This is a genomic window from Micromonospora sp. CPCC 205561 (genome assembly GCF_036906775.1).
Taxonomy (GTDB): domain Bacteria; phylum Actinomycetota; class Actinomycetes; order Mycobacteriales; family Micromonosporaceae; genus Micromonospora.
In genome coordinates this window covers 104,556-129,450 of record NZ_JBAKHV010000007.1, presented here as the reverse complement: position 1 = coordinate 129,450, position 24,895 = coordinate 104,556, and the positions used below count along the sequence as shown (strand labels likewise).

The window sequence follows — 24,895 nt, the reverse complement described above, 5'->3', positions numbered from 1 at the left end:
GCGAAGACGCCGCGGGCCCTCGGGCCACGCGATGGCGTAGCCGCGCAGCCCGTCGACGTGGGGGCGGGTCATGGGCCGACCATAGTTCCTGCTCATTCGCGCTCGACCGGCGACGACGGGTGCCCTGCGTCACGCCGACCGGCGAGGCGTCCCGCCCACCCCCTCCTCGGCGGCCGCGGCGAGGAGGGCGACGAAGCGGTCGCACCAGGCGGCCACCGTCGCCCGGTCGAACAGGTCCGTCGAGTACTCCACGACGCCGCGCAGGCCGCCCTCGCGTGGGGTGACGACCGTGGCGAGGTCCCGACGCGCGCAGGCGAGGCCCTGGTCGGTGGCGTGCGTCGCGAGCCCCGGCAGCCGCACGTCCGGCACGGCGGGATTCCAGCCGAAGAACGTCGTGGCGACCGGTGGCGGCATGCCGACCCGCCAGTCCGGGTCGACCGCCGCGTACACGTCGGCCAGGGGTGCCGGCTGGTGCCGGATCGCGTCGAGGAACGCCTGGTCCGTGCCGGCCACCAACTCCGGGAAGGACGCCGCGTGCGCCAGCGGCGGCCGCAGCAGCAGGGGGCTGGTGAACAGGCCGACGACCGACTCGTACTCGCGGTCGTCGCGGTGGGCGTACGGGCAGGCCAGCACGATGTCGCGGCTGCCGCTGAGTTCACCGACGAGCAGCGCGTACCCGCTGGCCAGGACCGGAAAGAGGGTGGTGCCGCAGCGCTCGGCGAGGCCGGTCAGGCGGTCGGTCAGGTCGCCCGGGACGTCGAAGGTGAACTCGCTGCCCCGACCGGAGGGCCGCGCCGGGCGGGGACGGTCGGTCGGGAGCGACACCGAGCGGGGCGAGCCGGCGAGGCGGTCCCGCCAGTACCGCCGGACGGTCGGCGGCACGTCGGCCGCCCGCTGCCGGCGCGCGTGGTCGACGTAACGCGCCGTGGGGGCGGCGGGAGGCGTTCCCGACCCCACCTCGGCGGCATAGCCGCGCCCCAGCTCGTCGAGCAGCTGGAGCATCGACCAGCCGTCACCGCGCAGGTGGTGCACGACCAGCATCAGCACCCACGAGTCCTCGCCCAGTCGCGCCAGCCGGGCCCGCAACCAGGGCCCGGTGTCGTCCGGGAAGGGCTCGCGGCCGGTTCGCACGCACCACTGCTCGACCTCGTCGGCGGCGAGATCGCGCACCGGCAGCGTCCCCGCCCGGGCCGCCAGCACCTCCTGGACCAGCTCGCCGTCACGTTCCACCAGACGGGTGCGCAACGCCTCGTGCCGGGCGACCAGGCCGTCCACGGCCCGCTCCAGGGCCGGCGCGTCGAGCCGACCGGTCAGGTTCACCCGTACCGCCATGTGCACGGCCGGCGGGTTGGGCAGCTGCCGCTGGCGGTGCCACATCAGCTCTTGCTGGTGGGTCGCCGGCGCCCGGTCCACGACCTCGACGCCGCCGTCCACGGTCAGGTCCCGCGCCATCGCCCGGATGCCCGGGCTGCGCAGCACCCGGTGCACCCCGACTCTCACGTCGAGCAGGTCCGTCAGCCGGTTGGCCAGCCGTACGGCCGCCAGGGAGTGACCGCCCGCGGCGAGGAAGGCGACGTCCACGGGCAGCCGGGCCACCCCGATCTCGGCGCACCACGCGTCGTGGACGAGCTGCTCCACGGCGGTGCGGGGCCGGTCGTCGGTGTCGGCCGCCGCGGGCTCCGGCAGCCGGGCCCGGTCGACCTTGCCGTTGTCCGTGGTGGGCAGGGCGTCGAGCAACACCCAGGCCCGGGGCACCAGGTGTGCGGGAAGGCGCTCGGCCAGCGCGGTGGCAAGTCGCTCGGCGCGGGTCGCCGCCGGTCCCCCGTCGTCGTCCGCCACGACGTAGGCGGCGAGATACGGCTCGTCGCCCCGGTCCTGCCGGGCGATGACGGTGGCCTGGCGCACCCCGGGCAGCAGGGCGAGTTCCGCGGCGGACTCTCCGGGCTCCGTCCGCTGTCCGGCGATCTTGACCTGGTCGTCCACCCGGCCGACGAACTCGAGGCTCCCGTCGCCGCGTTCCCGGACCAGGTCCCCGGTGCGGTAGACCCGCGCCCCGGGCAGGGCGGGATCGGGCAGGAAGGCGGCGGCGGTCGCCGCGGGCCGGTCGAGGTAGCCCCGGGCCACGCCGGCCCCACCGACGTACAGCTCCCCGACCGCGCCCGGTGGGACCGGCACACCGTTGCCGTCGAGCAGGTACAGCCGGCGGTTGTCCACCGGGGTGCCGATGTCGATCGGCCCGGAGCCGTCGGCCCGTACCGGACCCGCCGTGGTGACGATGCTGCCCTCGGTCGGGCCGTAGGCGTTGATCACCTCGGCCGGGAACCCGGCGGGCGGCCGACGCCGGAGCTGGCTGCCGCCCACGACGAGGGTGCGCGGGGCGCGGTCGGGCATCGGAAGCGCGAAGACCAGCTCGGCGAGCGGCGCCGGCAGGAAGGCCACCGTGACGCCGCCGCGGGACCACTCCTCGACGAGGGCCTCGGGGTCGGCCCGCACCTCCTCCGGTAGGAGATGCACGGTGGCGCCGGCGGCGAGTGCCGGATGGATCTCGGCGAGGTTCGCGTCGAAGCCGAGCCCGAGCGCGTGGCCCACGGTGTCGGCTGCGCTGAGGGCGAGGGCCCGCACGTGCCAGTTCACGGCGTCGACGGCGGCCGAATGCGGCACCAGGACGCCCTTCGGCCGGCCGGTCGAGCCGGACGTGTGGACGCACCAGGCCACCTGCTCCGCCGTCGGCACCCGGCCCGGAGCCGGCAGGTGCGGGTCACCGGGATCCTCGACCCGCAGGCATACCGCGTCCGTCGGCGGCTCCACGTCCCTCGTGGTGACCAGCAGCCGGGTGCCGCTGTCGGCGAGCAGGGTGGCCACCCGGGCGGCGGGCAGCCGCGGATCGAGGGGGAGGAAGCCCGCGCCGGCGATCAGCACGGCGAGCTGGGCGGCGATCAGCTCCGGTCGGCGCGGCAGGAGCACCGCGACGAGGTCGTCGGGTCCGACGCCCGACGCGGCGATGCGACGGGCCAGCAGGTCGGCCCGCTCGCGCAGTTCGCGGTACGTCCACCGGGTCGTTCCGCTCACCACCGCCACGGCGTCCGGGGTACTGGCCGCCTGCCGCAGGAACAGCTCGTGCAGCCGGTCTTCGCCGACGGCCGTCCCTGGCCCGTGCAGGCGACCGGCCGGGGCGTCGAGGTGCGCCGCCAGGCGGGACAACGGCTCGTCGGGCAGCCGGGTCGCCCGGTCGAGCAGCCGCTCGACGTAGTCCAGGAACCGGCGCACCGTCGCCCGGTCGAACACGTCGGTGCGGTACTCGACGTGGCAGCGCACGGTGTCGCCGTCCGACAGGTAGACGATCAGGTCGACCGGCGCCTTGCCCAGGCCCACCGGGATCGGCTCCGCGGTGATCCCCGGCAGGTCGAACACGAACGCCGGGCCGCCGCGCTCGTACTCCACGACGACGTCGAAGAGTGGGTGCCGGCCGGCCTCCCGGGTCGGGGCGAGCGCGCGGACGAGGTCGTCGAATCCGACACCCGCGTGCTCGTACCCGTCCGCCGAGCGGTACTGGACCCGGGCGAGCAGCTCCCGGAAGGTCGGATCGCCGGCGAGGTCCAGCCGCAGCGGTACGGTGTCGACGAAGAACCCGATCAGGCCCTCGGAATCCTCGTCGCGGCCACTCATGCCGGTGCCGATCACCAGATCCGGTTGGCCGCTGAACCGGAACAGCGCCACCCCGATCGCGCTGAGCAGGGTGGTGAACGGGGTGACCCGCTCGGCGCGGGCGAGCCGTCGGACGCGTCCGGTCAGCTCCACCGGAATCTCCGTGACGAGGCTCTCGCCGGCCGCCGAGACAGCCGCCGGCCGCTGCCGGTCCGAGGGCAGGACGAGGGTCGGCGGCAGCGGGTCGAGCAGGGCCAGCCAGTACGCCAGGTGCTTGTCCACACCGTCGCGGGCCGTTCCGGCACGCGCCCGGGCCAGCTCCGGGTAGGTGACCGGCAGCGGGGGCAGCACGGCCGTCGTGCCGGCGGAGCGCGCCCGGTAGCACACGCCCACCTCGCGGGTCAGGACGTTGTACGAGGCGCCGTCGGTGGCCAGGTGGTGGAACGACATCACCAGGACGTGGCGCGTCGGGGAGAAGCGCAGCAGTTCGAACGCGAAGACCGGTCCCTCGACGAGGTCGAACACCCGCGCGCTCTCCCGGGCCATCGCCGCCCGCACCACGGCCCCCTCGTCGGCTCCGGGGTGCTCGCGGACCGGAAGGTCCACCGCCATCGTCGGGTGGACGACCTGGCGCGGCTCCCCGTCGACCTCGCGGTAGGTCGTGCGCAGCGGCGCGTGCCGGTCGACGACGTCCTGCAACGCCCCGCGCAGCGCCCCCGGGTCGAGCGCGCCGCTCAGCCGCACGGCCGCTCCCTCGGTGTAGGCGGGGGTGCCCGGGTACGCCTGCTCGACCAGCCACAGCCGCCGCTGGCCGGGGGCCAGCGGCGCGGTCTCGACGTGCCCCGGTGCGGCGACCGCCGCGACCCCCGGTGCCACCGTCTCGACGGACTCCGGTGCGGCGACCTCGACGGTCGTCGGGACCGGTCGACGGGGCGTGGCCCGGCGCAGCGCGTCGATGACCGGCAGGCCGTCCCGGACGGCCTGCGCCGGCAGGCCGAAGTCGACGAAGCAGGCGATCTCGTCGGCGCCGGCGTCGAGGACCGCGTCGAGCACCGGCCGGCAGCTCTCCGGAGAACCGATCAGGGCTCGCCGCTCGCAGTACCGCTCGTAGGCGCGGGACAGCACGAACCGGACGTCCTCGTCGGGGGTGTCGGCGAGGTCGATGTTCATGCCCAGGCTGTTGACCACCTGACCGAGCAGGCTGAACGAGGAGCGCAGGTAGGCGCAGAACGGCTCGAACGCCGTGGCCCGCGCCTGCTCGGCGTCGTCGTCGAGGTAGGTGTGCAGCAGCACCACCACCCGCCCGTCGGCGGGGTCGAGGCCGTGTTCGGCGCGGGTACGCCGGTACAGCGCGACGTTCTCGGCCAGCTTGGCGACGTCCTGCGTCATCAGGTTGGTCACCACGCCGAGGCCACGGCGCGCGGCCTCCCGGTAGCTGTCCGGGTTGCCGACGATGGCCGTGAAGGTCGGCGGTTCGGCCTGCACCGGGCGGGGGAACAGGCGGACGTCCACGTCCTCCCCGCTGCCCGACCGCGCGGTGACCGCCTCGCCGCGCCAGAGCCGCCGCACGGTGTCGAGATTGTCGTACATCACCTGCTTGTGCCGGGGGTAGTTCTCCGGGTAGAAGACGAAGTCGTTGGCGTGCCAGCCGGGTGCGCACCCGAGCCCGACCCTGCCCCCGGAGAGGTTGTCCACCATGGACCACTCCTCGGCGACCCGGACGGGATGGTGCAGGGGCAGCACCACCGAGCCGGCATTGAGTCGCAGTCGACGAGTCCGCGTCGCGAGGGCCGCGGCGAGCACGGAGGGATTGGGAAAGAGCCCGCCGAACGAGTGGAAGTGCCGCTCGGGCAACCACACCGCGTGGAAGTCGTGTGTGTCGGCGAACTCCGCGGCCTCGATGATGGTCCCGTAGGCGTCGTCGCGGGCCTTGTCCGGGTAGTCGCCGAAGAAGTACAGGCTGAAGTCCACGGTGTTTGGCGTGCCGGCGACCGGGACGGCCGGCGCCGGCCACGCCGACGGCTCGGCGGCGGGCGCCGCGCCACCGCTGGTGGCGGTGCCGCCGATCGTGGTGCCGCTGATGCTGCTGCTCCCGCCGCTGGTGGCACCGCCGAGGAGCGTGAGCTGCTCGCGCATCAGATCGAGCTGGCGGTGCACGATCGCCACGAGGTCGGCCGGCGTCTCCCGGGGCCCGCCGGCCGGCACGGTCGGCGCCGGCGCGGCCGGCTGGGCGGCGGGCGGGGCTGCCGGCGCGGGAGCCGGCGCGACGGGCGGGGCAACCGGCGCGACCGTCCCGGCCGAGGCACCGCGGGTCACCACCTCGGCGAGCCGGCGGGGGGTGTCGACGGTGGCGAACAGATCGCGGACCGGCACCCGTACCCCGAACTCGTGGTCGAGCTCCCGGGACATGGTGATCAGGAGCAGCGAATCGGCGCCCAGGTCGAGGAAGGCGTGGTCCGGCTCGACCTCGCCCACGTCCAGGCCGAGCCGGTCGGCCGTGAGGGACCGGATCCGCGCCAGCACGGGATCGGCCCCGGCATCGTCCCCGGTCGGCGGCCGGGGCGGCGCCGGCGCGGCGGCCGCCGGCGCCGACTCGGCGGTCCCGGGCGCGTCGACCCAGAATCGCCGGCGCTGGAACGGGTAGGCCGGCAGTGCCACCGCCCGCCCCCCGCAGTCGGCCGTGAGCGCGGCCCAGTCGACCGGGTAGCCAGCGACGTGCAACTCGGCGACCGCCCGCCACACCCCGTCGACCGGGTGGGCGTCCCGACGCTGGGACGACACCCACCGCAGGTCGGACGCGGCGGCGCGGGCGATGCCCGTCAGCGTCCCGTCGGCGCCCGCCTCGATGACCGATCGCACCCCCTGCTCGGCGAGGGTGTCCACGGCCGCGGCCCAGGCGACCGGCTCCCGCGCCTGCCGGCACAGGTGCTCGGCGTCCGGCAGCCAGCCGGGCGGGCGTATCCGCCCGTCCAGGGTGCTGATAAGCGGCAGGCGGGTGGGCGCGAACTCCACGTCGCCGATCAGCCGGCGGAGCCGGTCGAGCACCGCGTCCACCGCCGTCGAGTGGAACGCCCGGTCGACCGGGACCTGGCGGACCGCCACGCCGCGACGCTCGGCCGCCTGGGCGACCGCCGCCACGGCCTCGGGGGAGCCGGAGAGGACGTGGTGGTCCACCCCGTTGCGGGCGGCGATCTCCACCGTCGACCCGCGCAGCAGTTCGCCGACGGTACCCTCGTCGGCCAGCACCGCGAGCATCGCGCCGGGCGGCAGGGCGTCCCGCAGGAGCCGGCCCCGGTGCGCGGCCAGCCCGACCGCGTCGGTGAGGGAGAGCGACCCGGCCACGACCAGCGCGGCGTACTCCCCCACGCTGTGCCCGAGGACGAGATTCGGCGTGACCCCCCACGACCGCCACAGCTCGGCGATCGCCACCGCGGTGAGCACCAGCGCCGGCTGGGCCACCTCCGTCGGCTGTCCGCTGCCGCCGGGGCGTTCCCGCAGCCGGGCGGCGAGGTCGCCGCCGGTCGCCCGGTGGTAGGCGGCGGCCCCCTCGTCCCACACGTCCCGCACGACCGGGAACCGGTCGGCGAGATCGAGGATGACGCACCGGCGGTCGCCCTGCCCCGGGAAGGCCAGCGCGACCGGGGCGACGCCCTCCGGGTCCACCCGGCCGGACGGGACGTCTCCCGCCGCGCCCGCCGTGACGTACCGGTCGAGGCTGTCGGCCAGCGCGGCGGTCGAGGTGCCGAGCGCGACGAGGCGGTGCCGGAGGTGGCGTCGCCGCAGCCCGGCGCTCGTGACCAGGTCGGCCAGCGAGAGCCCCGGATCCTTGCGGAGCAGGTCGCGGTGGCGGGCGGCCAGGTCCACCAGCGCCGACGGGTCGGCCGCCGACAGGGGCAGCAGCCCCGGCGCGGGGCGCGCCGCCCCGCCCGGCCGATGCCCGACCGCCTCGGGCGGCTCCTCGACGATCACGTGGGCGTTGGTGCCGCCCACCCCGAGCGCGCTCACCGCCGCCCGGCGCGGTCGCAGGTCCGCCGGCCACTCCGTGCGCCGGGTGGCCACCGTGAACGGCCCCTCGGCGAGGTCGATCGCCGGATTCGGTCGGACGAAGTTGATCTGTGGGGGGACCCGACCGGTGCCCACCGTCAGGATCGCCTTGACCAGCCCGGCCATGCCGGCGCAGCTGTCCAGGTGACCGATGTTCGCCTTGACCGAGCCGAGGAACGGCCGGCCGGCGGCGTACACCTCGGCGAGAGCGTGGTGCTCCACCGGGTCGCCCAGGGCCGTGCCCGTGCCATGGGCCTCGACGTAGCCGACCGACGCCGCCGTGATCCGCGCGGCGGCCAGCGCCCGCCGGGCGACGTCGACCTGGCCGGCCACCCCGGGCGCGGTGAAGCCGACCTTGCCGGCGCCGTCGTTGTTCACGGCCGAGCCGAGGATCACCGCGTGGACGCGGTCCCCGTCGGCGAGGGCCCGGTCGAGCGGCTTGAGCACCACGGCGGCGACGCCGCTGCCGCCCACCGTGCCGTCGGCGTCGGCGTCGAACGGCCGGCACCGACCGCTCGCCGAGAGGATCGATCCCGGCGTGTGCCGGTAGCCCGTCACCTGCGGCACGTGCACGGCCGCCGCGCCCGCGACGGCCTGGTCGGCTTCGCCGTCCAGGAGCGCCCGTACCGCCAGGTGCACCGCCACCAGCGAGGTCGAGCAGGCGTTCTGCACGTTGATCGCCGGCCCGGTCAGCCCCAGCCGGTACGCCACCCGCGTGGCCAGGAAGTCCGGCTGGTTGCCGAGCGCGACGCCCATCGAGTCGGCCGGGTCGGCGGATCCGGCCAACGGGCGGAGGTGGTGGCGGAGATAGGTGTGCTCCGGGTAGAGGTTCATGCCGCTGCCGGCGTACAGGCCGGTCCGCAGCCCCTGACCGTCGCCCGCGTGCCCGGCGTCCTCCAGCGCGTGGTGACAGGTCTCCAGGAACAGCCGGTGCTGCGGGTCGAGCAGCTCCGCCTCCCGGGCGCTGATCGAGAAGAAGCCGGCGTCGAAGCCGGCGATGTCGTCGTCGAGGACGCCGCTGGCCGCCACGAAGCCGGGGGCGGCGACGGTGTCCCGCGAGGTGCCCGCCGCCACGACCTCGTCCGCCGTGAAGGAGCGGACGCTCTCCACCCCGGCGATCAGGTTCGCCCAGTAGTCCTCGACCGTGCGCGCCCCCGGGAACCGCACCGCCATGCCGATCACCGCGATCCGCCGGTCCCCTGCCGGCGCGCCGGCAGACTCCCCTGCCGCCGGGGCCGCCGCGGCGGCGAGGTGCGCGCTGAGCGCGTCGACCGTCGGGTGGGCGAAGAGCAGCGGCTGCGGGACCCGGCGGTCCAGTGCCCGCTCCAGGCGGGCCCGGAGGCGGACGATCCCGACCGAGCCGACGCCGAGTTCGTAGAACGGGCGCGTCGGGTCGACCGGACCGCCGATCAGGTCGGTGAGAATGCTCGTCAGCAGGGCGCGGGCCTCGGCCCGGCCCGGCCCGACCGGCGACTCACCAGCCGGGACCGCCGCGCCGGCCGCCGGCCGCCCGTCGCGCGCGAGCGACCGGTCGGCCAGGAAGCGCCGGACCAGCTCCGCGCGCTGGATCTTCCCGCCGGAGGTACGCGGGAAGTCCTCCTCGGCGACCGGCAGCACCCGCTCGGGCACGACCTGCCAGCGTCGGGCCACCGCGGCGCCCACGGCCCCGGCCACCCCCGCCGGGGCCACGTCGGCGTCCCCGTCGGGCACGTAGAAGATCACCAGCGACTCGGTGCCGGTGCGGGGCTCCGGTACGCCCGCGGCGGCCACCAGCCCGCGACGCACCCCGGCCACCTCCCCCGCCACCTGCTCGACCTCGTGGCAGGGCAGGTTGTGGCCGTTGAGAATGATCATTTCCTTCGCGCGCCCGGTGATGGTGATCCGACCGTCCCGCATGAAGGCGAGGTCGCCGGTCTCCAGCCAGCCGTCGCCGTCGGGAAAGGCCGACCGCGTCGCCTCGGGCTCGGCGAGATACCCGGGCGTGACCCGTGCGGACGAGACCTGGAGCCGGCCGACGCGGCCCTCGGGAAGCAGCGCTCCGGTGGTGTCGACGATCCGCAGGGTGGCTCCGGGAGCGGGCGGCCCGACGGAGAGGAGTTCGGTGACGTCCTCCGGGTCGTCGTCGTCCGTGGCGTACGCCAGCTCGCCGTCCAGGCTGGCCGTTCGGATCCGCTGGCGGGTGCCGGGCTCGGCGAGGGAGGCGAAGGTGATCCCGGTGGAGGTCTCCGACATGCCCCAGGCCGCCGTCATCGCCTCCGCCGGTACCCCGGTGGCCGCGACGAAGGCGTCGAAGGTCTCCGGCAGGCACTGCTCACCGCCGCTGACCATGCGGCGCACCCCGGCGAGGTCCCACCGCCGGTCGGGGGCGCGGGCGACCGCGTCGGCCACCAGCCGCAGGCCGAAGTTCGGTGCCCAGCTGTGCGTGACCCGGTGCCGCCACATCAGCTCCAACCAGCGCAGCGGATCTTCGAGCACCCGCTCGGTGGCGACGTGCACGGAGGTGGCCCCCAGGAAGACGCCGCCGAGGTGGTAGAGGAGCAGGCCGGCGACGTGGTCCAGCGGCAGCCAGTTGAGCAGCACGTCCGCCGGGCCGATGTCGAGCATCTCCCGCGCGCCGACGGCGTACTCCGAGAGCCCCCGGTGCGTCAGCGGGATCACCTTCGGCCGGCCGGTGCTGCCCGAGGAGAGCTGCAGCAGCGCCACCGAGTCCGGATCGGTGACCGCAGCGGCGTCCCCCGCCTCGCCATCGGCGGGGCGGTCGGGACCGGCCGTCGCGGTCAGCTCCGGCACCGCGACCACCCGGTCCCGCAGCGCCAGCCGGGTGAGCGCCTCGGCGTCCTCCGCGCCGGCCAGCACCACGGGCTCCCCCAGCACCCGCCAGGCGTGCACGAGGGCGGCGGTGGCCGGGTTGTCCGCGTCGTACCCGGTGGGCGCGCCGGCCGTGAGCGGCACGATCCCGCCGATGACGCAGCCCCAGAACGTCGGCCAGTACTGCTCGCCCGAGGTGATCCGCAGGATGGCGCGGGATCCGCGCCGCAGGCCGCGCGCCCGCAGACCGGGCAGCACCGCGCGCGCCCGGGCGAGAAGCTCCGAGTGGTCGACGAACGTCTCGTGCCCGTCGGGATCCACGATCCGGATGCCCGCGCGCGGGAAGTCCCGGGCCGCCCGCAGCAGCGCCTCGTCCAGGGTGCGGGGATGGTCGGCGGCTCCGGGCAGGTCCCCGCCGTAGCTGATGGCGGGACGGTCGGCGGACGGAGCGGACCTCACGGCGCCACCTCGGCTTCCTGTGTCGGCTGTCGGTACGGACGGCGCACCGGTGGACGGGCGTGGGAGACGAGGAAGACGCCGGCGGGGACGAGTGCCGCGCCGTGCGCCAGGGCGACCACCGGAAGCGGAGCCAGGCGTTCGAGCGCGAAGGCGCTGAGGATCATGCCGATGCCGAACCCGGCGTTCTGCGCCGCGGTGGCCAGACCGACGAGCTGCGGCAGACGGGACGCCTCCACGGTCTGCAAGCGGGTCGTGTAGCTGATCTCGGCGTAGCCGTCCGCCATGCCGGCGGCCAGCGCCAGGGGGACCATCAGCCAGATCGGCGGCCCGGTGAAGGCGAGTACGAACAGCAGCGACATCGCGCAGGTGGCGATACCGAAGGCCGTCGGTGACCCCGGCCGGGCGGCGCCGGCGGCCCGCCGGGCGTACCACCTGCCGGCCGCGAGACTGCCGATCGCCCAGGGCGTGGTGAACAGGGCGGCGAACGCGGCGGGTGCCTCGGGCCAGGCCAGGTTCGCGTACACCGGGAGCCCCACGTTGTGCGAGGCGGATCCGAACGCGTCGACGGACCGCACCGCGACCATGGCCAGGACCACCGGGGCGACCGCGGGCAGGAGGCGACGAAGCCCGGAGCCGCGGCGGGGGCCTTCCGGGGGTCGACCGGCGGGGCGGGTCGCCACCGCACGCCATCTCCGGACCGCGGACAGCAGCAGGGCGGAGAGGGCGAACGAGGTCGCGTCGAGCAGGAACGCGGTGTGGTAGCCGAACAGGGTCACGAGGATCCCCGCGCTGCCGAAGCCCAGCAGCATGGCCACCGAACGGGCCGCCACCAGGTTCGCGTTGGCCCGCGCCAGGTTGCCCGGACCGACCAGCTCGGGCAGCCCGCTGCGCAGCGCGACTCCCCACAGGGCCTGACTGCCGCCGAGGACCACGGCGAGCACGTGGAGCACCGTCGGCTGCGCGGCGGAGGGCGTCGCGACCAGCAGCACGAGCGCGCCCGCCGCCAGCAGGTCGCCGCCGATCATGAGCCTGAGCCGCGCGTACCGCCCGACCAGCGTGCCGGCGACCGGCCCCATCACGAAGCCGGCGCACAGCCGGACCGCCATGAAGATCCCGGTGTACGCGGCGGAGCCCGTGATCTCCAGCGTGAACAGCCCCAGCGCCACCATGTTCAGGAAGCTGCCGTACGTCGACACGGCGTGCGCGGCGGTGACGAGCCGAAGTTGACGAGCCGAAGAATCCCCCGTGGATCGCACCTTTTCGAGATCCGCCCCGGTCGTGATCGTGTGCGTGGACGGTTGATCATGCCTTCACAGGTGAAGGCATGGCAATATATCGAATCGCTCTCCCGGTAGTTGCCCCGTCGCCGTTTCCCGGCGGCCACAAGTTCCACCGGCGCGGGCCGGAGGTCCCGCCAGCTGTGATCGCCCGGCCTCCTCGCGACGATTCGTCCCTATGATCCGTACGCCCCGCGAGCGGCGGACGGGTCGCCCCACACCCCCGCCTTGCCCGCCGGGCCGGCTTGTGGTTGGTTTCGGGGCAGGCCAGATCAGCAGCACACCGAGGAGACGCGCGTGGACGACCCGGTTCTCGTCGAGCGGGACGGTTTCGTCGAGACGTGGACGATCAACCTGCCCGAGGCCCGCAACCCGATCTCCGGCGACGACGTGATCGACGCGCTGGTCGCCCGGGTCGACGCGGTCAACGCCGACCGGAGCGTCCGGGCGGTCGTCCTCACCGGCGCGGGCAGCGCCTTCTCCGCCGGCGGCAACGTCAAGGACATGGCGGACCGGGTCGGCCTCTTCGGCGGCGCCCCGCACGAGCTGCGCGACGGATACCGGCGCGGCATCCAGCGGATCCCCCGGGCGATGTACGCGTGCGACGTGCCGCTGATCGCGGCGGTGAACGGGGCGGCGGTCGGCGCCGGCTGCGACCTGGCGCTCATGTGCGACCTGCGGATCGCCTCGGAGCGGGCGTTCTTCGCCGAGAGCTTCGTCAAGCTCGGCATCATCCCCGGCGACGGGGGCGCCTGGCTGCTGCCCCGGGCCGTGGGCGCCGCCCGGGCCGCCGAGATGGCGCTGACCGGCGACCGGGTGGACGCCGCGACCGCCCTGGAGTGGGGTCTGGTCTCCCGGGTCGTGCCGCACGAGGAGCTGCTCACCGAGGCGCGCCGGCTCGCCGACCGGGTGGCGGCGAACCCCCCGCACGCCGTACGGATGGCCAAGAAGCTGCTGCGCGAGGCCCAGCACCAGAGCCTCGACAGCATCCTCGAACTCTCCGCCGCGATGCAGGCCCTGGCGCACCAGACCCGGGACCACGACGAGGCGGTCCGGGCCTTCCTCGACCGGCGCGAACCGCGCTTCACCGGCGAGTGAGCGGGTCGGGCAGCCGGCTGGTGCCGCCGGTGACGACGCCGCCGCCGGAGCTGGCCGCCCTCCGGGGGCGGGTACGCGAGTTCCTCCGCGAGCAGATCGCGCGGGGCGTGTTCACACCGGGCGTGGACACCTGGCTGACCCGCTGGGACGAGGACTTCACCCGTGCCCTCGCCGCCCGGGGCTGGGTGGGCATGACGATCCCCACCCGGTACGGCGGGCACGGCCGGACCTTCCTGCACCGCTTCGTCGTCACCGAGGAGCTGCTCGCGGTCGGCGCTCCCGTCGCCGCGCACTGGGTCGCCGACCGGCAGATCGCGCCGACGCTGCTGAGGTTCGGCACCGAGGCGCAGAAGCGGCGTTTCCTGCCGGCCATCGCCCGGGGCGAGTGCTACTTCGGCATCGGCATGAGCGAGCCGGACTCGGGCTCGGACCTGGCCAGCGTCCGCACCCGGGCGGTCCGGGTGGACGGCGGCTGGCGGCTCACCGGGACGAAGGTCTGGACCTCCGGCGCGCACCGGGCGCACGCGTTCTTCGCGCTGGCCCGGTCCGCGCCGCTGGACACCGCGGACCGGCACGCCGGGCTGAGTCAGTTCATCGTCGACCTGCGCGGCCCCGGGGTCACCGTCCGCCCGATCACCTCGATGAACGGCGCCCGGCACTTCAATGAGGTCTTCCTCGACGACGTCCTCGTCCCGGACGACATGGTGCTCGGCGAGATCGGCGCCGGCTGGCGGCAGGTCAACTCCGAGCTGGGCTACGAGCGCAGCGGGCCCGAGCGGTTCCTCTCCACGTTGCCGCTGCTCGCCGAGACGGCGGCGGGGGTGCGGGCGGGCCTCCTGCCCCGGCACACCGACACCGGGCGGTACGTGGCCCGGCTCGCCGGCCTGCACCAGATGTCGCTGGCGGTCTCCGGCGCCCTGGAACGCGGCGAGCCGGCGGACACCGCCGCCGCGCTGGTCAAGCTGCTGGGCACGGCGACCGAGGGCGACGTCGTCGAGCACGCCGACCTGCTCTCCGGCGACCGGGCGGACCTGCCGGGACGGTTCACCGACCTGCTCGCCGCCGGCCTGCTCCAGCGGCCCGGGTTCACGCTGCGCGGTGGCACCAACGAGATCCTGCGCGGCGTCATCGCGCGGGGGCTGGGGATGCGGCGATGACCGGGCCGGAGCGGGTCGACCCCGTCCTGGTCGACCTGTTGGAATCGGTGTTCGCGCCGCACCGGCCGACGCGGACCGGGCTCGTCGCGACGCTCGACGTCGAGCTGTGGGGCCTGCTGGAGTCGCTGGGGCTGACCCGGCTCACCGGGGCCGAGCCGCACGGCGCGGGCGCCGGCTGGCCGGAGGCGGCGGCGTTGCTGGCCGCGGCGGCCCGGCACGCGGTGCCGCTGCCGCTGGCCGAGCACGACCTGCTGGCCGGCTGGCTGCTGGAGCGGGCGGGGCTGCCGGCGGACGCCGCCCTGCGTACCGCCTGCGTGCTGGACCCGCGCGGGCGGGCCAGGGCGGTGCCGTGGGCGCGCGCCGCCGCGCGCGTCGTCGCGCTCTTTCCGGGCCCGGGCGGCTGGCGGGTGGCCGACGTGCCGGCCGCCGCGGTCGCGGTCACCGAGACCGAGAGCGTGGCGGGCGAACCCCGCGACGCGGTCGCGGTCGACCTCGACGCGCTCGACGGGGTTCCGGTCGACGCGGACGTCGCCGACCGGCTGCTGCTGCGGGGGGCGCTCGCCCGGGCGGTGCAGACGTGCGCCGCGATGGAGCGGATCCTGGAGCTCTGCGTCGCGCACACCACCGCCCGGACGCAGTTCGGGCGGCCGTTGGCCGCCTTCCAGGCCGTGCAGGCCCTGGTGGCGGACATAGCCGCCGAGACGTCGCTGGCGCGCGTCGCCACGGACGCCGCGGTGCTCCGCGCGGCGCACGGCGACGACGACGGCCTGCCCTTCGCGGTCGCCGTGGCCCGGTCCTGCGTCGGGCACGCCGCGACGGTGGTGGTCCGCAACGCCCACCAGGTGCACGGCGCCGTCGGCACCACCCACGAACACGAGCTGCACGGGCTGACCCGGCCGGTGCTCGCCTGGCGCTCCGAGTTCGGCTCCGTGCAGCACTGGGACGAACTGCTGACCCGGGCCGCCCTCGACGCCGACGGCACCGACGGGGTCTGGGCGCTGATCAGCCAGGACGGCCCGGGGACGCCCCCGGCCTGACGCGCCCGGGCCGAGCCCGCGGGCCGCCGCCGCCCGGGCGGCGGCGCCGCACGGCCGCACCGGGCCGGCGGGCCCACCTACCTGCCACACCGACCCGACCCCGCCCGCCCGGCGGTCCCGGGTGCGCTCAGCGCTGCACGCGCGCTCCGGCACCCCGGACGAGCGCCTCCACCTCGCGCAGGCTGGCCATCGACGTGTCGCCCGGCGTGGTCATCGCGAGCGCGCCGTGCGCCGCGCCGTACTCGACGGCCGTGGCCAGGTCGCCCTTCTCCAGCAGCCCGTAGATCAGGCCGGAGGCGAAGCTGTCGCCCCCGCCGACCCGGTCCATGATCTCCAGACCGGGCCGGTGCGTCGCCTCGACGAACCGCCCGTCGGCCCAGGCGATCGCGCCCCAGTCGTTGACGGTGGCGGTGCGGACCGCACGCAGGGTGGTGGCGACGACCTTGAAGTTGTCGTACTCCCTGGTGGCCGCCTCGATCATCCGCTGGAAGTTGGTCACCTCCAGGTGGGACAGGGAGGCGTCGGTGCCCGGCACCTCGAAGCCCAGCGAGGCGGTGAAGTCCTCCTCGTTGCCGATCATCACGTCGACGTAGCGGGCCAGCCGGCGGTTGACCTCCCGCGCGCGGGCCTGCCCGCCCGCCGCCTTCCAGAGGCTGGGCCGGTAGTTCAGGTCGTAGGAGACGACGGTGCCGTGCCGGGCGGCGGCGGCCATGGCGGCCTCCATCGTCTCCGGGGTGGTCTCGGAGAGGGCGGCGTAGATGCCGCCGGTGTGCAGCCACCGCACGCCCAGCGTGCCGAACAGGTGGTCCCAGTCCACCTGGTCGGGCCGGAGCTGGCTGGCGGCGCTGTGGCCACGGTCGGAGGTGCCGACGGCGCCCCGGACGCCGAAGCCGCGCTCGGTGAAGTTCAGGCCGTTGCGGACGGTGCGCCCGATCCCGTCGTAGGGCAGCCAGGTCACCAGCGACGTGTCCACCCCGCCCTGCAGCACGAGGTCCTCCAGCAGCCGGCCCACCTCGTTGTCGGCGAACGCGGTGACCACGGCGGTGCGCAGGCCGAAACAGCGGCGCAGGCCGCGTGCCACGTTGTACTCGCCGCCCCCCTCGTAGGCCCGGAAGGTGCGGGCCGTGCGCACCCGGCCCTCGCCCGGGTCGAGCCGGAGCATGATCTCGCCGAGGGAGACCAGGTCGTACCGGCACTCGCCGGCCGGACGGATCGGGAGCACGGTCAGGCCTCCGGGGCGGGTCGGGCGGCCTCGACGGCCGCGGCGGTGCGGGCGGCGACCTCGTCCCAGCGCCCGGCGGCGATCAGGTCCGGGGCGACCATCCAGGTGCCACCGACCGCGAGCACCGCGGGCACCGCGAGGTAGTCGCCGAGGTTGCCGGTGTTGACCCCGCCGGTGGGGATGAACCGGACCGAGCGGAACGGCGCGGCCAGAGCCTTGATCATCGGCACGCCGCCGAGCTGCTCGGCGGGGAAGAACTTGACGGTGTCGAGCCCGGCGTCGAGGGCCATCTGGATCTCGGTGCCGGTGGCGACGCCGGGGAAGACGGGCAGGCCCAGCTCCTGGCAGCGCCGCACGACCGCCGGGGAGAACCCGGGGGTGACGACGAACCGGGCGCCGGCCTCGACGGCCCGGTCGACCTGGGCCGGGGTCAGCACGGTGCCGGCGCCGACGAGCAGGTCGGGCCGCTCGGCCATCACGCGGATCGCGTCGGCGGCGGCGTCGGTGCGGAAGGTCACCTCGGCGCAGCCCAGCCCGCCCCGCGCCAGCGCCTCGGCGAGCGGGGCGGCGTCGCGGGCGTCGTCGAGCACCACCACCGGCAGGATCCGGGCCGCGCCGACGGCCGACGCGACCGCCCGCCTTTGTTCATCACTCTGTACGCCAGTCACATATGCGACCCTAGCCGCGTCGGCCCGGCTGTCAACCCCGCTACAGTGGCGGTCATGACGCTGCCCGGCGGGTTCCAACCGGTGAAGTCCTCCACCCGGACGCTGGAGGTGCTGGAGGCGCTGGCCGACTCGCCGCAGCGGCGGTCCCTGGTCGACCTGGCCCGGGCGCTGGACATCCCGAAGAGCAGCCTGCACGGCATCCTGCGCACCATGGCCCAGCGCGGCTGGGTGGAGAGCGACCCGACCGGCACCCGCTTCGGGCTCGGCGTACGCGCCCTCCAGGTCGGCGCCGCATACCTCACCAGCGACGACACCGTGGGCCTGCTCGGCGGGGTGCTCGACGACCTGGCACGGCAGTTCGGCGAGACCGTCCACCTCGGACGGCTGGACGGCACGCACATCGTCTACCTCGCCAAGCGCGAGTCGGTGCACCCGCTACGGCTCTACAGCGCGATCGGCCGGCAACTCCCGGCCCACGCCACCGCCCTGGGCAAGGCGCTGCTCGCCGGGCAGCCGGACGAGGCGCTCGACCGGCTGCTGGCCCGGCCGCTGCCGGCCCTCACCGCGCACACCATCACCGAGCCGGACGCGCTGCGCGCCGAACTCGCCGCCGTCCGGCAGCGCGGGTACGCGGTCGACCGCCAGGAGAACACCGAGGGGATCGTCTGCTTCGCCACCGCCGTGCCCCTGGCGACGCCGGCGACCGACGCGATCAGCCTGTCGGTGCCGGTGGCCCGGCTCGGCGCCGCGGGCGAGGACCGGATCGTCGCCGCCCTGCGCCGGGCGGTCGACCAGGTCGAGGCGGCGCGCGGCCTGCTCTCCCCCGCCTGATCCGACGCGGCCCGGCCGACCGGCCCCACCCGACCTGGCCCGCGGCGACCTTCCCGTAACAACTGGCAACCTTCTTGACAGATGTGTCGGTATATCGACAGACTTCTTTGAAGAGAGCGCTCTCTGACTCCGTCTGCCACCTCGCCGCACCCGGGAGGACCCTCTTGTCTCGAAGACTGCGCGTGCTCACCCCCGTCGCCACCGCCCTCCTGCTCGTCGGCCTCGCCCCGGCGGCGGGCCACGCGAGCGACACTCCCCCCGCTGCCCCGGCCCGCGCCGCCGCTGCCGACCTCAGCCCCGCCCTGGTCGAGGCGATGCGCCGCGACCTCGGCCTCACCCCCGCCCAGGTCGACGAACGCCTGCGCACCGAGGCGGCGGCGCCGGTGGTCGAGCGGCGCCTGCGGACGAAGCTCGGCACGGCGTTCGCCGGCGCGTGGATCCCGGCCGGCGGGCAGCGCCTCACCGTCGCCGTCACGGACGCGGCGCTCGCCACGACCGTGCGCGCCGAGGGCGCCGACGTCACGGTCGTCGCCCGCAGCGAACGCGCCCTCGACGCGGTCAAGCGCGCCCTCGACCGGCGCACCGCCGCCGCCGACCCCCGTGACGTCCACGGCTGGCACGTCGACGTCGCCCGCAACAGCGTGGTCGTGACGGCCCGGCCGGGCGCCACGGACGAGGCGCTCGCGTACGCCAGGGCCAGCGGCGTCCCCGCGGACGCGATCCGGGTGGTCACAGCCGGCGACGCGCCCCGGCCGCTCTACGACATCCGCGGCGGCGACCAGTACGTGATCAACGGCAACACCCTCTGCTCGGTCGGCTTCGCGGTCGTCGGCGGCTTCGTCACCGCGGGCCACTGCGGGGGCGTCGGCAGCCCGACCCTCGGCTTCAACAACGTCTCCCAGGGCACTTTCGCGGGGTCGTCGTTCCCCGGCAACGACTACGGATGGGTGCGCACCAACGGCTCCTGGACGCCGCAGCCCTGGGTGAACAACTACTCCGGGGGCAACGTGACGGTCGCCGGCTCGCAGGACGCGGCGATCGGCAGCTCGGTCTGCCGCTCCGGGCGTACGACCGGCTGGCGCTGCGGCACCATCCTGGGCCGCAACGAGACCGTCAACTACCCGCAGGGCGCGGTGTCGGGCCTTACCCGCAGCAACGCCTGCGCCGAGGGCGGCGACTCCGGCGGGGCCTGGGTCTCCGGCAACCAGGCCCAGGGCGTGACGTCCGGCGGCTCCGGCAACTGCTCCACGGGCGGCACCACCTGGTTCCAGCCGGTCAACGAGATCCTCGGCGTCTACGGGCTGTCCCTGGTGACCACGGGCGGCGGCGACGGAAGCCGGCTGATCAGCAACTGGAACAACCGCTGCATCGACGTGCCGAACTCCAACTTCTCGGACGGCGTACCCCTGCAGACCTGGACCTGCAACGGCACCGCCGCGCAGTCGTGGACCTTCACCGGCGGCACGCTGCGTACCCAGAACAACAAGTGCATGGACGTGGCCTGGGGATCCACCGCCAACGGCGCGGCCATCCAGATCGCCAACTGCAGCGGCAACGCGGCCCAGCAGTTCGTCCTCTCGGCGGCCGGCGACCTGGTCAACCCGCAGGCGAACAAGTGCGTCGACATCAAGGAGTGGAACGACTCGGACGGCGCCCGCCTGCACCTGTGGGACTGCGTCGGCGGAGCCAACCAGAAGTGGCGTCGCGGCTGACCGGCACCCGTCCACCGTCGCGCCCGCACCGACCGGCCGATCGTCCGCCGCGAGAGACGTCGCGCCGGCGAAGTCGAAGGAGGCCCTACATGTTCAGAGTCCGTACCCGCCGCCGGCCGTGGGCGCTCGCCCTCGCCGCGACCGCGATCATCGGCGCCACCACGGCCCTCGCCGTGCCGGTCCACCCCGAACCGGCGCAGGCCGCCATCGGGGGGATCACCTGGCAGGACGAGTTCAACGCGACCGCCGGCACCCCCGTCGACCAGAGCAAGTGGCGCTTCGACATCGGCGGCGGCGGCTGGGGCAACAACGAGCGGCAGTACTACACCAACAGTACGAGCAACGCCGTGCACGACGGCCAGGGCAACCTGGTGATCACCGCCCGCCGGGAGAACCCGGCCAACTACCAGTGCCACTACGGCCGGTGCGAGTACACCTCGGCCCGGCTGCTCACGGCGGCGACCTTCACCCAGGCGTACGGCCGCTTCGAGGCCCGCATCAAGATCCCCCGGGGTCAGGGCATCTGGCCGGCGTTCTGGATGCTCGGCAACGACATGGGCAGCGTGGGCTGGCCGAACGCGGGCGAGATCGACATCATGGAGAACATCGGCAGGGAGCCGAACACCGTCTACGGCACCATCCACGGCCCGGGCTACTCGGGTGGCGGCGGCATCACCGGCAGCCGCACCATCGGCCAGCCGCTCGCCGACGCCTTCCACACCTACCGGGTGGACTGGGAACCCAACTCCATCATCTGGTACCTGGACGGCGTCGAGTTCCACCGGGTGGACCCGAGCCGGCTGGGCGGCAACCGCTGGGTGTTCGACCACCCCTTCTTCATGATCCTCAACGTGGCGGTAGGCGGGAACTGGCCGGGCTACCCGGACGCCTCCACCCAGTTCCCGCAGCAGATGCTCGTGGACTACGTGCGCGTCTCGGGCTACACCTCGGGCGGCAACCCGCCGCCGGGCACCACCCGGATCCGGGGCGCGCTCAGCGGGCGCTGCGTCGACGTCCCCAGCGCCAACCCGGTCGACGGGGCCAGGCTGCAGATCTGGGACTGCAACACCACCGCCGCGCAGGCCTGGACGTTCGCCTCCGACGGCACCGTCCGGGCGATGGGCAAGTGCATGGACCCGGCCTGGGCCGGCACGGCGAACGGCACCGAGGTCAACCTCGTCACCTGTAACGGCAACCCGGCGCAACGCTTCACCCTCAACGCCGCCGGTGACCTGGTCAACCTCAGCGCGAACCGCTGCGTCGACGTGCGGGACCGCAACACCGGCAACGGGGGCAAGCTCCAGCTGTGGGACTGCACCGGCGACGCCAACCAGAAGTGGTCGCGCGCCTGACGGAACCCCACGTGGGCGGCGGCATGCCGTCGCCCCGCTCGACGGCAGGGCCGGTCGGGGGCAGCCATCCCCGACCGGCCCTGCCGGCGCCCGCGACGGCTCGGCGCGACGCCCGCCCGGGTGCGCGCCGCGCCGCCGGACACCGGCACGGCCGCCGTGCGGCCCGTCGGGATGACCGCGCGGGCCGCTAGGCTCGGTCGATGGGGTTGCTCACGCTCGATCGCGACGAGGCGCGGCGGATCGCCGTACGGGCACAGCTGCTGACCGCGCCGCGACCCACCGACCTGCTGGCGGTCGTGCGGCGGCTCACCCTGTTGCAGATCGACCCGACGGCCGCCGTGGCGCCCAACGTGGACCTGGTCGCCTGGAGCCGGCTCGGCTCCGCGTACCGGCCGGCGGACACCCAGGAGGCGCTGGAGCGGGACCGGACGCTGTTCGAGTACGGCGCGATGGTGCGCCCGATGAGCGACCTGCCCCTCTTCCTCGCCGCCATGGCGGTCTGGCCCGAGAACGAGAGGCAGCGGGAGTGGCTGCGGGCCAACGACCGGTTCCGCCGCGACGTCCTGGCGCGGCTCGACTCCGCCGGCCCGCTGCCGTCGCGCGACATCCCGGACACCAGCCAGGTGCCGTGGCCGTCGACGGGCTGGACCAACAACCGCAACGTCACTCAGCTGCTGGAGTTCCTGACGATGCGCGGCGAGGTCGCGGTCGCGGGGCGGCGTGGCCGGCAGCGCCTCTGGGACGTGGCGGAACGGGTCTACCCGGCCGGCACCGCCGTCGTACCGCTGGACGAGGCCCGCCGGATCCGCGACGAACGGCGGCTGCGCTCGCTGGGCATCGTGCGGGAGGCCGCGAAGGCTCCGCCCGGCGTGCCGGACTCCCCCGGGCTGCCCGGCGAGCGGGCGGTCGTCGAGGGCCTCCCCGGGACGTGGCGGGTGGACCCGGCCGCGCTAGGGCAGCCCTTCCGCGGACGCACCGCCCTGCTCTCCCCGTTCGACCGCCTGGTGCACGACCGGCCCCGGATCGCGGAGCTGTTCGGCTTCGAGTACCTGCTGGAGATGTACAAGCCGAGGGCGAAGCGCCGCTGGGGCTACTTCGCCCTGCCGATCCTGCACCACGACCGCCTCGTCGGGAAGGTGGACGCCGCAGCCGACCGCGGGGCGGGCGTCCTGCGTGTGGACGCGATCCACCGGGACGTACCCTTCACCGGCGCGATGACCGAGGCGGTGCGCGACGAACTCCGGGACCTCGCCGCGTGGCTGGGCCTGACCGTCGGCGGCCCGGCCACCCGCGCCACCGTGCCGCGGGCGGTGCCGGCGGCACACCCGTGAGCTGCTCGGGGCGGCCGCCGGCGAAGAGCCGCAGCCGCGCGCCCGGCTCAGCGAGGTGGATCCGGGTCGGCGAAGAGGGCGACGTGCCGGGCCGCCCACTCGTCGAAGCCGCGTAACGGGCGGCCGATGATGTCGCGTACCGACAGCCGCTGGTCCAGCGTCCACCGCACGAGTTCGGCGTGCCGCCTGCCGTACTCGGCCAGGGCGTAGAGCGTCACCTCGATGGCGCCGTCCGGCCAGCCGCGACCGCGCCAGACCGCCGCGCTCTCGGCGGGCGTCAGCTCGACCGTCCGCACGTCGCGACCGGTGGCGGCGGCGATGCTCCGCACCCGCGACCGGGTGCTCAACGGCAACCCCACGGCCTCCAGGACCGTGCCGGTGTAGGCGTCGCCGACCAGGGCGGCGGCCGCGACGGCGGCCAGGTCCTCCTCGTGGATGAACGGGTAGTGCCCCTCGCGCAGGAACGCCTCGCGGACCACGCCCTCGGCCCGGACGGTCTCCGGCCAGTCCGACCCGGTCGCCGGGTAGGTCCCCTCGACGACGGCGCCCATCACCGCCGACGGCCGGACGTGGGTCCAGGCCAGGCCGGAGCCCTCGACCGCCTTCTCCACCGCCAGCCAGAACCAGGTCTCCGGCGGATTGGCCTGCTCGTACTCCGGTCCGTGCGAGGAGAGCAGGACGACCTTGCGGACGCCGGCGTCCCGCATCAGCGACAACGCCTGCGCGGCGGTCGACGGGTGCGCGCCGGCGAGGAAGACCGCGTCGACCCCGACGAACGCGTCGGCGCACTCCCCGGGCCGGGTGATGGAGCCCTCGACCAGCGCGGTCCCGTCCGGCCAGCCGCCGCGCTGGCCCGGCTCGGCGAGCACGCGTACGGGCCGGCCCGCGGCGAGCAGCTGCCGGGCCAGGCACCGCCCGACGACCCCGGTCGGGCTGCCGCCTTCCCGCTTGCTGGGCTCGACGACGGTCAGCAGGCACCCGCCCCGCCCCGGCGTCGTCCTCTCGGCCCGTGGTGATCCACGCATGGCAAGACCCTCCGGCGACTCGGTGGAGATCTTGCACCCGGCCCGGGGCGACGACACGGCCCGATCGGGCCGTACGACGCGGGCGGGGCTGCGGATCGACGTAGCGGCACCCTACCAGCGACCGGCACGCGGCTCGATGTGTCTGACCGAGGCGACAGGCCCTGACCCTCGGCCGGTCAACCCCAGACTGACATGGGAATTGCGCACGTGACGAGATGCCGGGGACCCGGTCGTGGTGTCAGGATCCGGTGAAATTTTGGCACCACGATCAGGAGGCCCACCGCCGTGAGTTCCGGTTTGTCGATCGTGCTCTTCCCCGTCGCGCTGGGCATCGTCATGCTCGGGCTCGGGCTCACCCTGACCGTGGACGACTTCCGCCGGGTCGTCGCCTACCCCCGGGCCGTGTTCGTCTCCCTGGTCTGCCAGATGCTCATCCTGCCGGCCATCTGCCTGGGCCTGGTGCTCGCCGCCGACCTGCGCCCGGAACTGGCCGTGGGGATGATGTTGCTCGCCGCCTCCCCCGGCGGTAGCACCGCGAGCCTCTACAGCCACCTGTTCAAGGGAAACGTCGCGCTCAACGTCACCCTGACCGCCATCAACTCGGTGCTCGCCCTGTTCACCCTGCCCCTGATCGTCAACCTCTCCCTCGCGGAGTTCATGGGCTCGGACGGCTCGATCGGCCTCCAGTTCGGCAAGGTGCTCCAGGTGTTCGCGCTGGTGCTCATCCCGATCGCCATCGGGATGATCGTCCGTCGGCGCCGTCCGGCGTTCGCCGCGCGCATGCAGCGACCGGTGCGCATCCTCTCCGTCGTGGTCCTGGCCGTGGTGATCGTCGGCGCGGTGCTCGGCGTCAGGGAGGAGTTCGCCGAGACCCTCGGCGCCGTCGGCCTCATCGCCCTGCTGTTCAACCTGATCAGCCTGGCCATCGGGTACGCGGCGCCGCGCCTGTTGCGCGTCGGGCACCGGGAGTCCGTCGCGTCGTCGTTCGAGATCGGTCTGCACAACGCCACGCTGGCCATCACGATCGGGCTCAGCCCGGCCCTGCTGAACAACAGTGACATCGCGATGCCGTCGGCCATCTACGGCACCCTGATGTTCTTCACCGCCGCGCTCTTCGGCCTCGTCGCGGCCCGCCGCGACAGGACCACGGCCGACCGCACGCCGGAGCCGACCCCGGCGGCGTAGCCGCCCCGGACGGGTACGCGCGAGCGGCGGGGCGCTGCCCCGCC

General features: G+C 74.9%; 13 protein-coding genes. 8 read left to right on the top strand and 5 right to left on the bottom strand.

Annotated elements, in window-relative coordinates:
- Positions 1–129: 129 nt before the first annotated feature.
- Together V6V16_RS07130 and V6V16_RS07125 are read right to left on the bottom strand one after the other, a co-directional pair.
- A complete protein-coding gene (locus tag V6V16_RS07130; protein ID WP_334560679.1) occupies positions 130–10,956 on the bottom strand; it encodes a non-ribosomal peptide synthetase/type I polyketide synthase in 10,827 nt (3,608 codons plus the stop codon).
- Positions 10,953–12,152: an MFS transporter gene (locus V6V16_RS07125; RefSeq protein ID WP_334560676.1), complete on the bottom strand. Its 1,200-nt coding sequence runs from the start codon at positions 12,150–12,152 to the stop codon at positions 10,953–10,955. Before V6V16_RS07125 ends, V6V16_RS07130 begins: the two co-directional genes overlap by 4 nt.
- Before the next feature lie 378 nt (positions 12,153–12,530).
- Here V6V16_RS07125 and V6V16_RS07120 point away from each other — a divergent pair, with 378 nt between their 5' ends.
- Genes V6V16_RS07120 through V6V16_RS07110 form a run of 3 tightly spaced genes read left to right on the top strand, consistent with a single transcriptional unit; the run spans position 12,531 to position 15,525 of the window.
- Entirely contained in the window at positions 12,531–13,331 is an 801-nt protein-coding gene (locus V6V16_RS07120) for a crotonase/enoyl-CoA hydratase family protein (RefSeq protein ID WP_334560673.1), read from the top strand.
- 29 nt (positions 13,332–13,360) lie between these two features.
- A complete protein-coding gene (locus V6V16_RS07115; RefSeq protein ID WP_334560671.1) occupies positions 13,361–14,488 on the top strand; it encodes an acyl-CoA dehydrogenase family protein in 1,128 nt (375 codons plus the stop codon).
- Complete coding sequence (locus tag V6V16_RS07110; RefSeq protein WP_334560669.1) at positions 14,485–15,525, top strand: acyl-CoA dehydrogenase family protein; 1,041 nt, start codon at positions 14,485–14,487, stop codon at positions 15,523–15,525. Before V6V16_RS07115 ends, V6V16_RS07110 begins: the two co-directional genes overlap by 4 nt.
- Before the next feature lie 127 nt (positions 15,526–15,652).
- On the opposite strand, the gene V6V16_RS07105 is transcribed toward V6V16_RS07110, so the two are convergent.
- Together V6V16_RS07105 and eda are read right to left on the bottom strand one after the other, a co-directional pair.
- Complete coding sequence (locus V6V16_RS07105; protein WP_334560667.1) at positions 15,653–16,747, bottom strand: sugar kinase; 1,095 nt, start codon at positions 16,745–16,747, stop codon at positions 15,653–15,655.
- Between the two features lie 2 nt (positions 16,748–16,749).
- Positions 16,750–17,415: a bifunctional 4-hydroxy-2-oxoglutarate aldolase/2-dehydro-3-deoxy-phosphogluconate aldolase gene (eda, locus tag V6V16_RS07100; RefSeq protein ID WP_334560666.1), complete on the bottom strand. Its 666-nt coding sequence runs from the start codon at positions 17,413–17,415 to the stop codon at positions 16,750–16,752.
- A 54-nt stretch (positions 17,416–17,469) separates the two neighbouring features.
- Between eda and V6V16_RS07095 the strand changes: the two genes are divergently transcribed.
- The 4 genes from V6V16_RS07095 to V6V16_RS07080 all read left to right on the top strand — a co-directional run bounded on the left by V6V16_RS07095 (position 17,470) and on the right by V6V16_RS07080 (position 22,641).
- Positions 17,470–18,246: an IclR family transcriptional regulator gene (locus tag V6V16_RS07095; protein ID WP_334560664.1), complete on the top strand. Its 777-nt coding sequence runs from the start codon at positions 17,470–17,472 to the stop codon at positions 18,244–18,246.
- A 164-nt stretch (positions 18,247–18,410) separates the two neighbouring features.
- Positions 18,411–19,958 (top strand): ricin-type beta-trefoil lectin domain protein, encoded by a 1,548-nt coding sequence (locus tag V6V16_RS07090; protein WP_442934044.1) that lies wholly within the window; start codon positions 18,411–18,413, stop codon positions 19,956–19,958.
- 89 nt (positions 19,959–20,047) lie between these two features.
- Positions 20,048–21,310, top strand: a complete 1,263-nt coding sequence (locus tag V6V16_RS07085; RefSeq protein ID WP_334560662.1) for a family 16 glycosylhydrolase — start codon at positions 20,048–20,050, stop codon at positions 21,308–21,310.
- Positions 21,311–21,510: 200 nt separating this feature from the next.
- Complete coding sequence (locus V6V16_RS07080; RefSeq protein WP_334560660.1) at positions 21,511–22,641, top strand: DNA glycosylase AlkZ-like family protein; 1,131 nt, start codon at positions 21,511–21,513, stop codon at positions 22,639–22,641.
- Between the two features lie 47 nt (positions 22,642–22,688).
- Here the strand turns inward: V6V16_RS07080 and V6V16_RS07075 are convergent, their stop codons facing one another.
- Positions 22,689–23,666: an NAD(P)H-binding protein gene (locus V6V16_RS07075; protein ID WP_334560657.1), complete on the bottom strand. Its 978-nt coding sequence runs from the start codon at positions 23,664–23,666 to the stop codon at positions 22,689–22,691.
- A gap of 285 nt (positions 23,667–23,951) precedes the next feature.
- On the opposite strand from V6V16_RS07075, the gene V6V16_RS07070 reads away from it, so the two are divergent.
- A complete protein-coding gene (locus V6V16_RS07070; RefSeq protein WP_334560654.1) occupies positions 23,952–24,851 on the top strand; it encodes a bile acid:sodium symporter family protein in 900 nt (299 codons plus the stop codon).
- Positions 24,852–24,895: the final 44 nt, after the last annotated feature.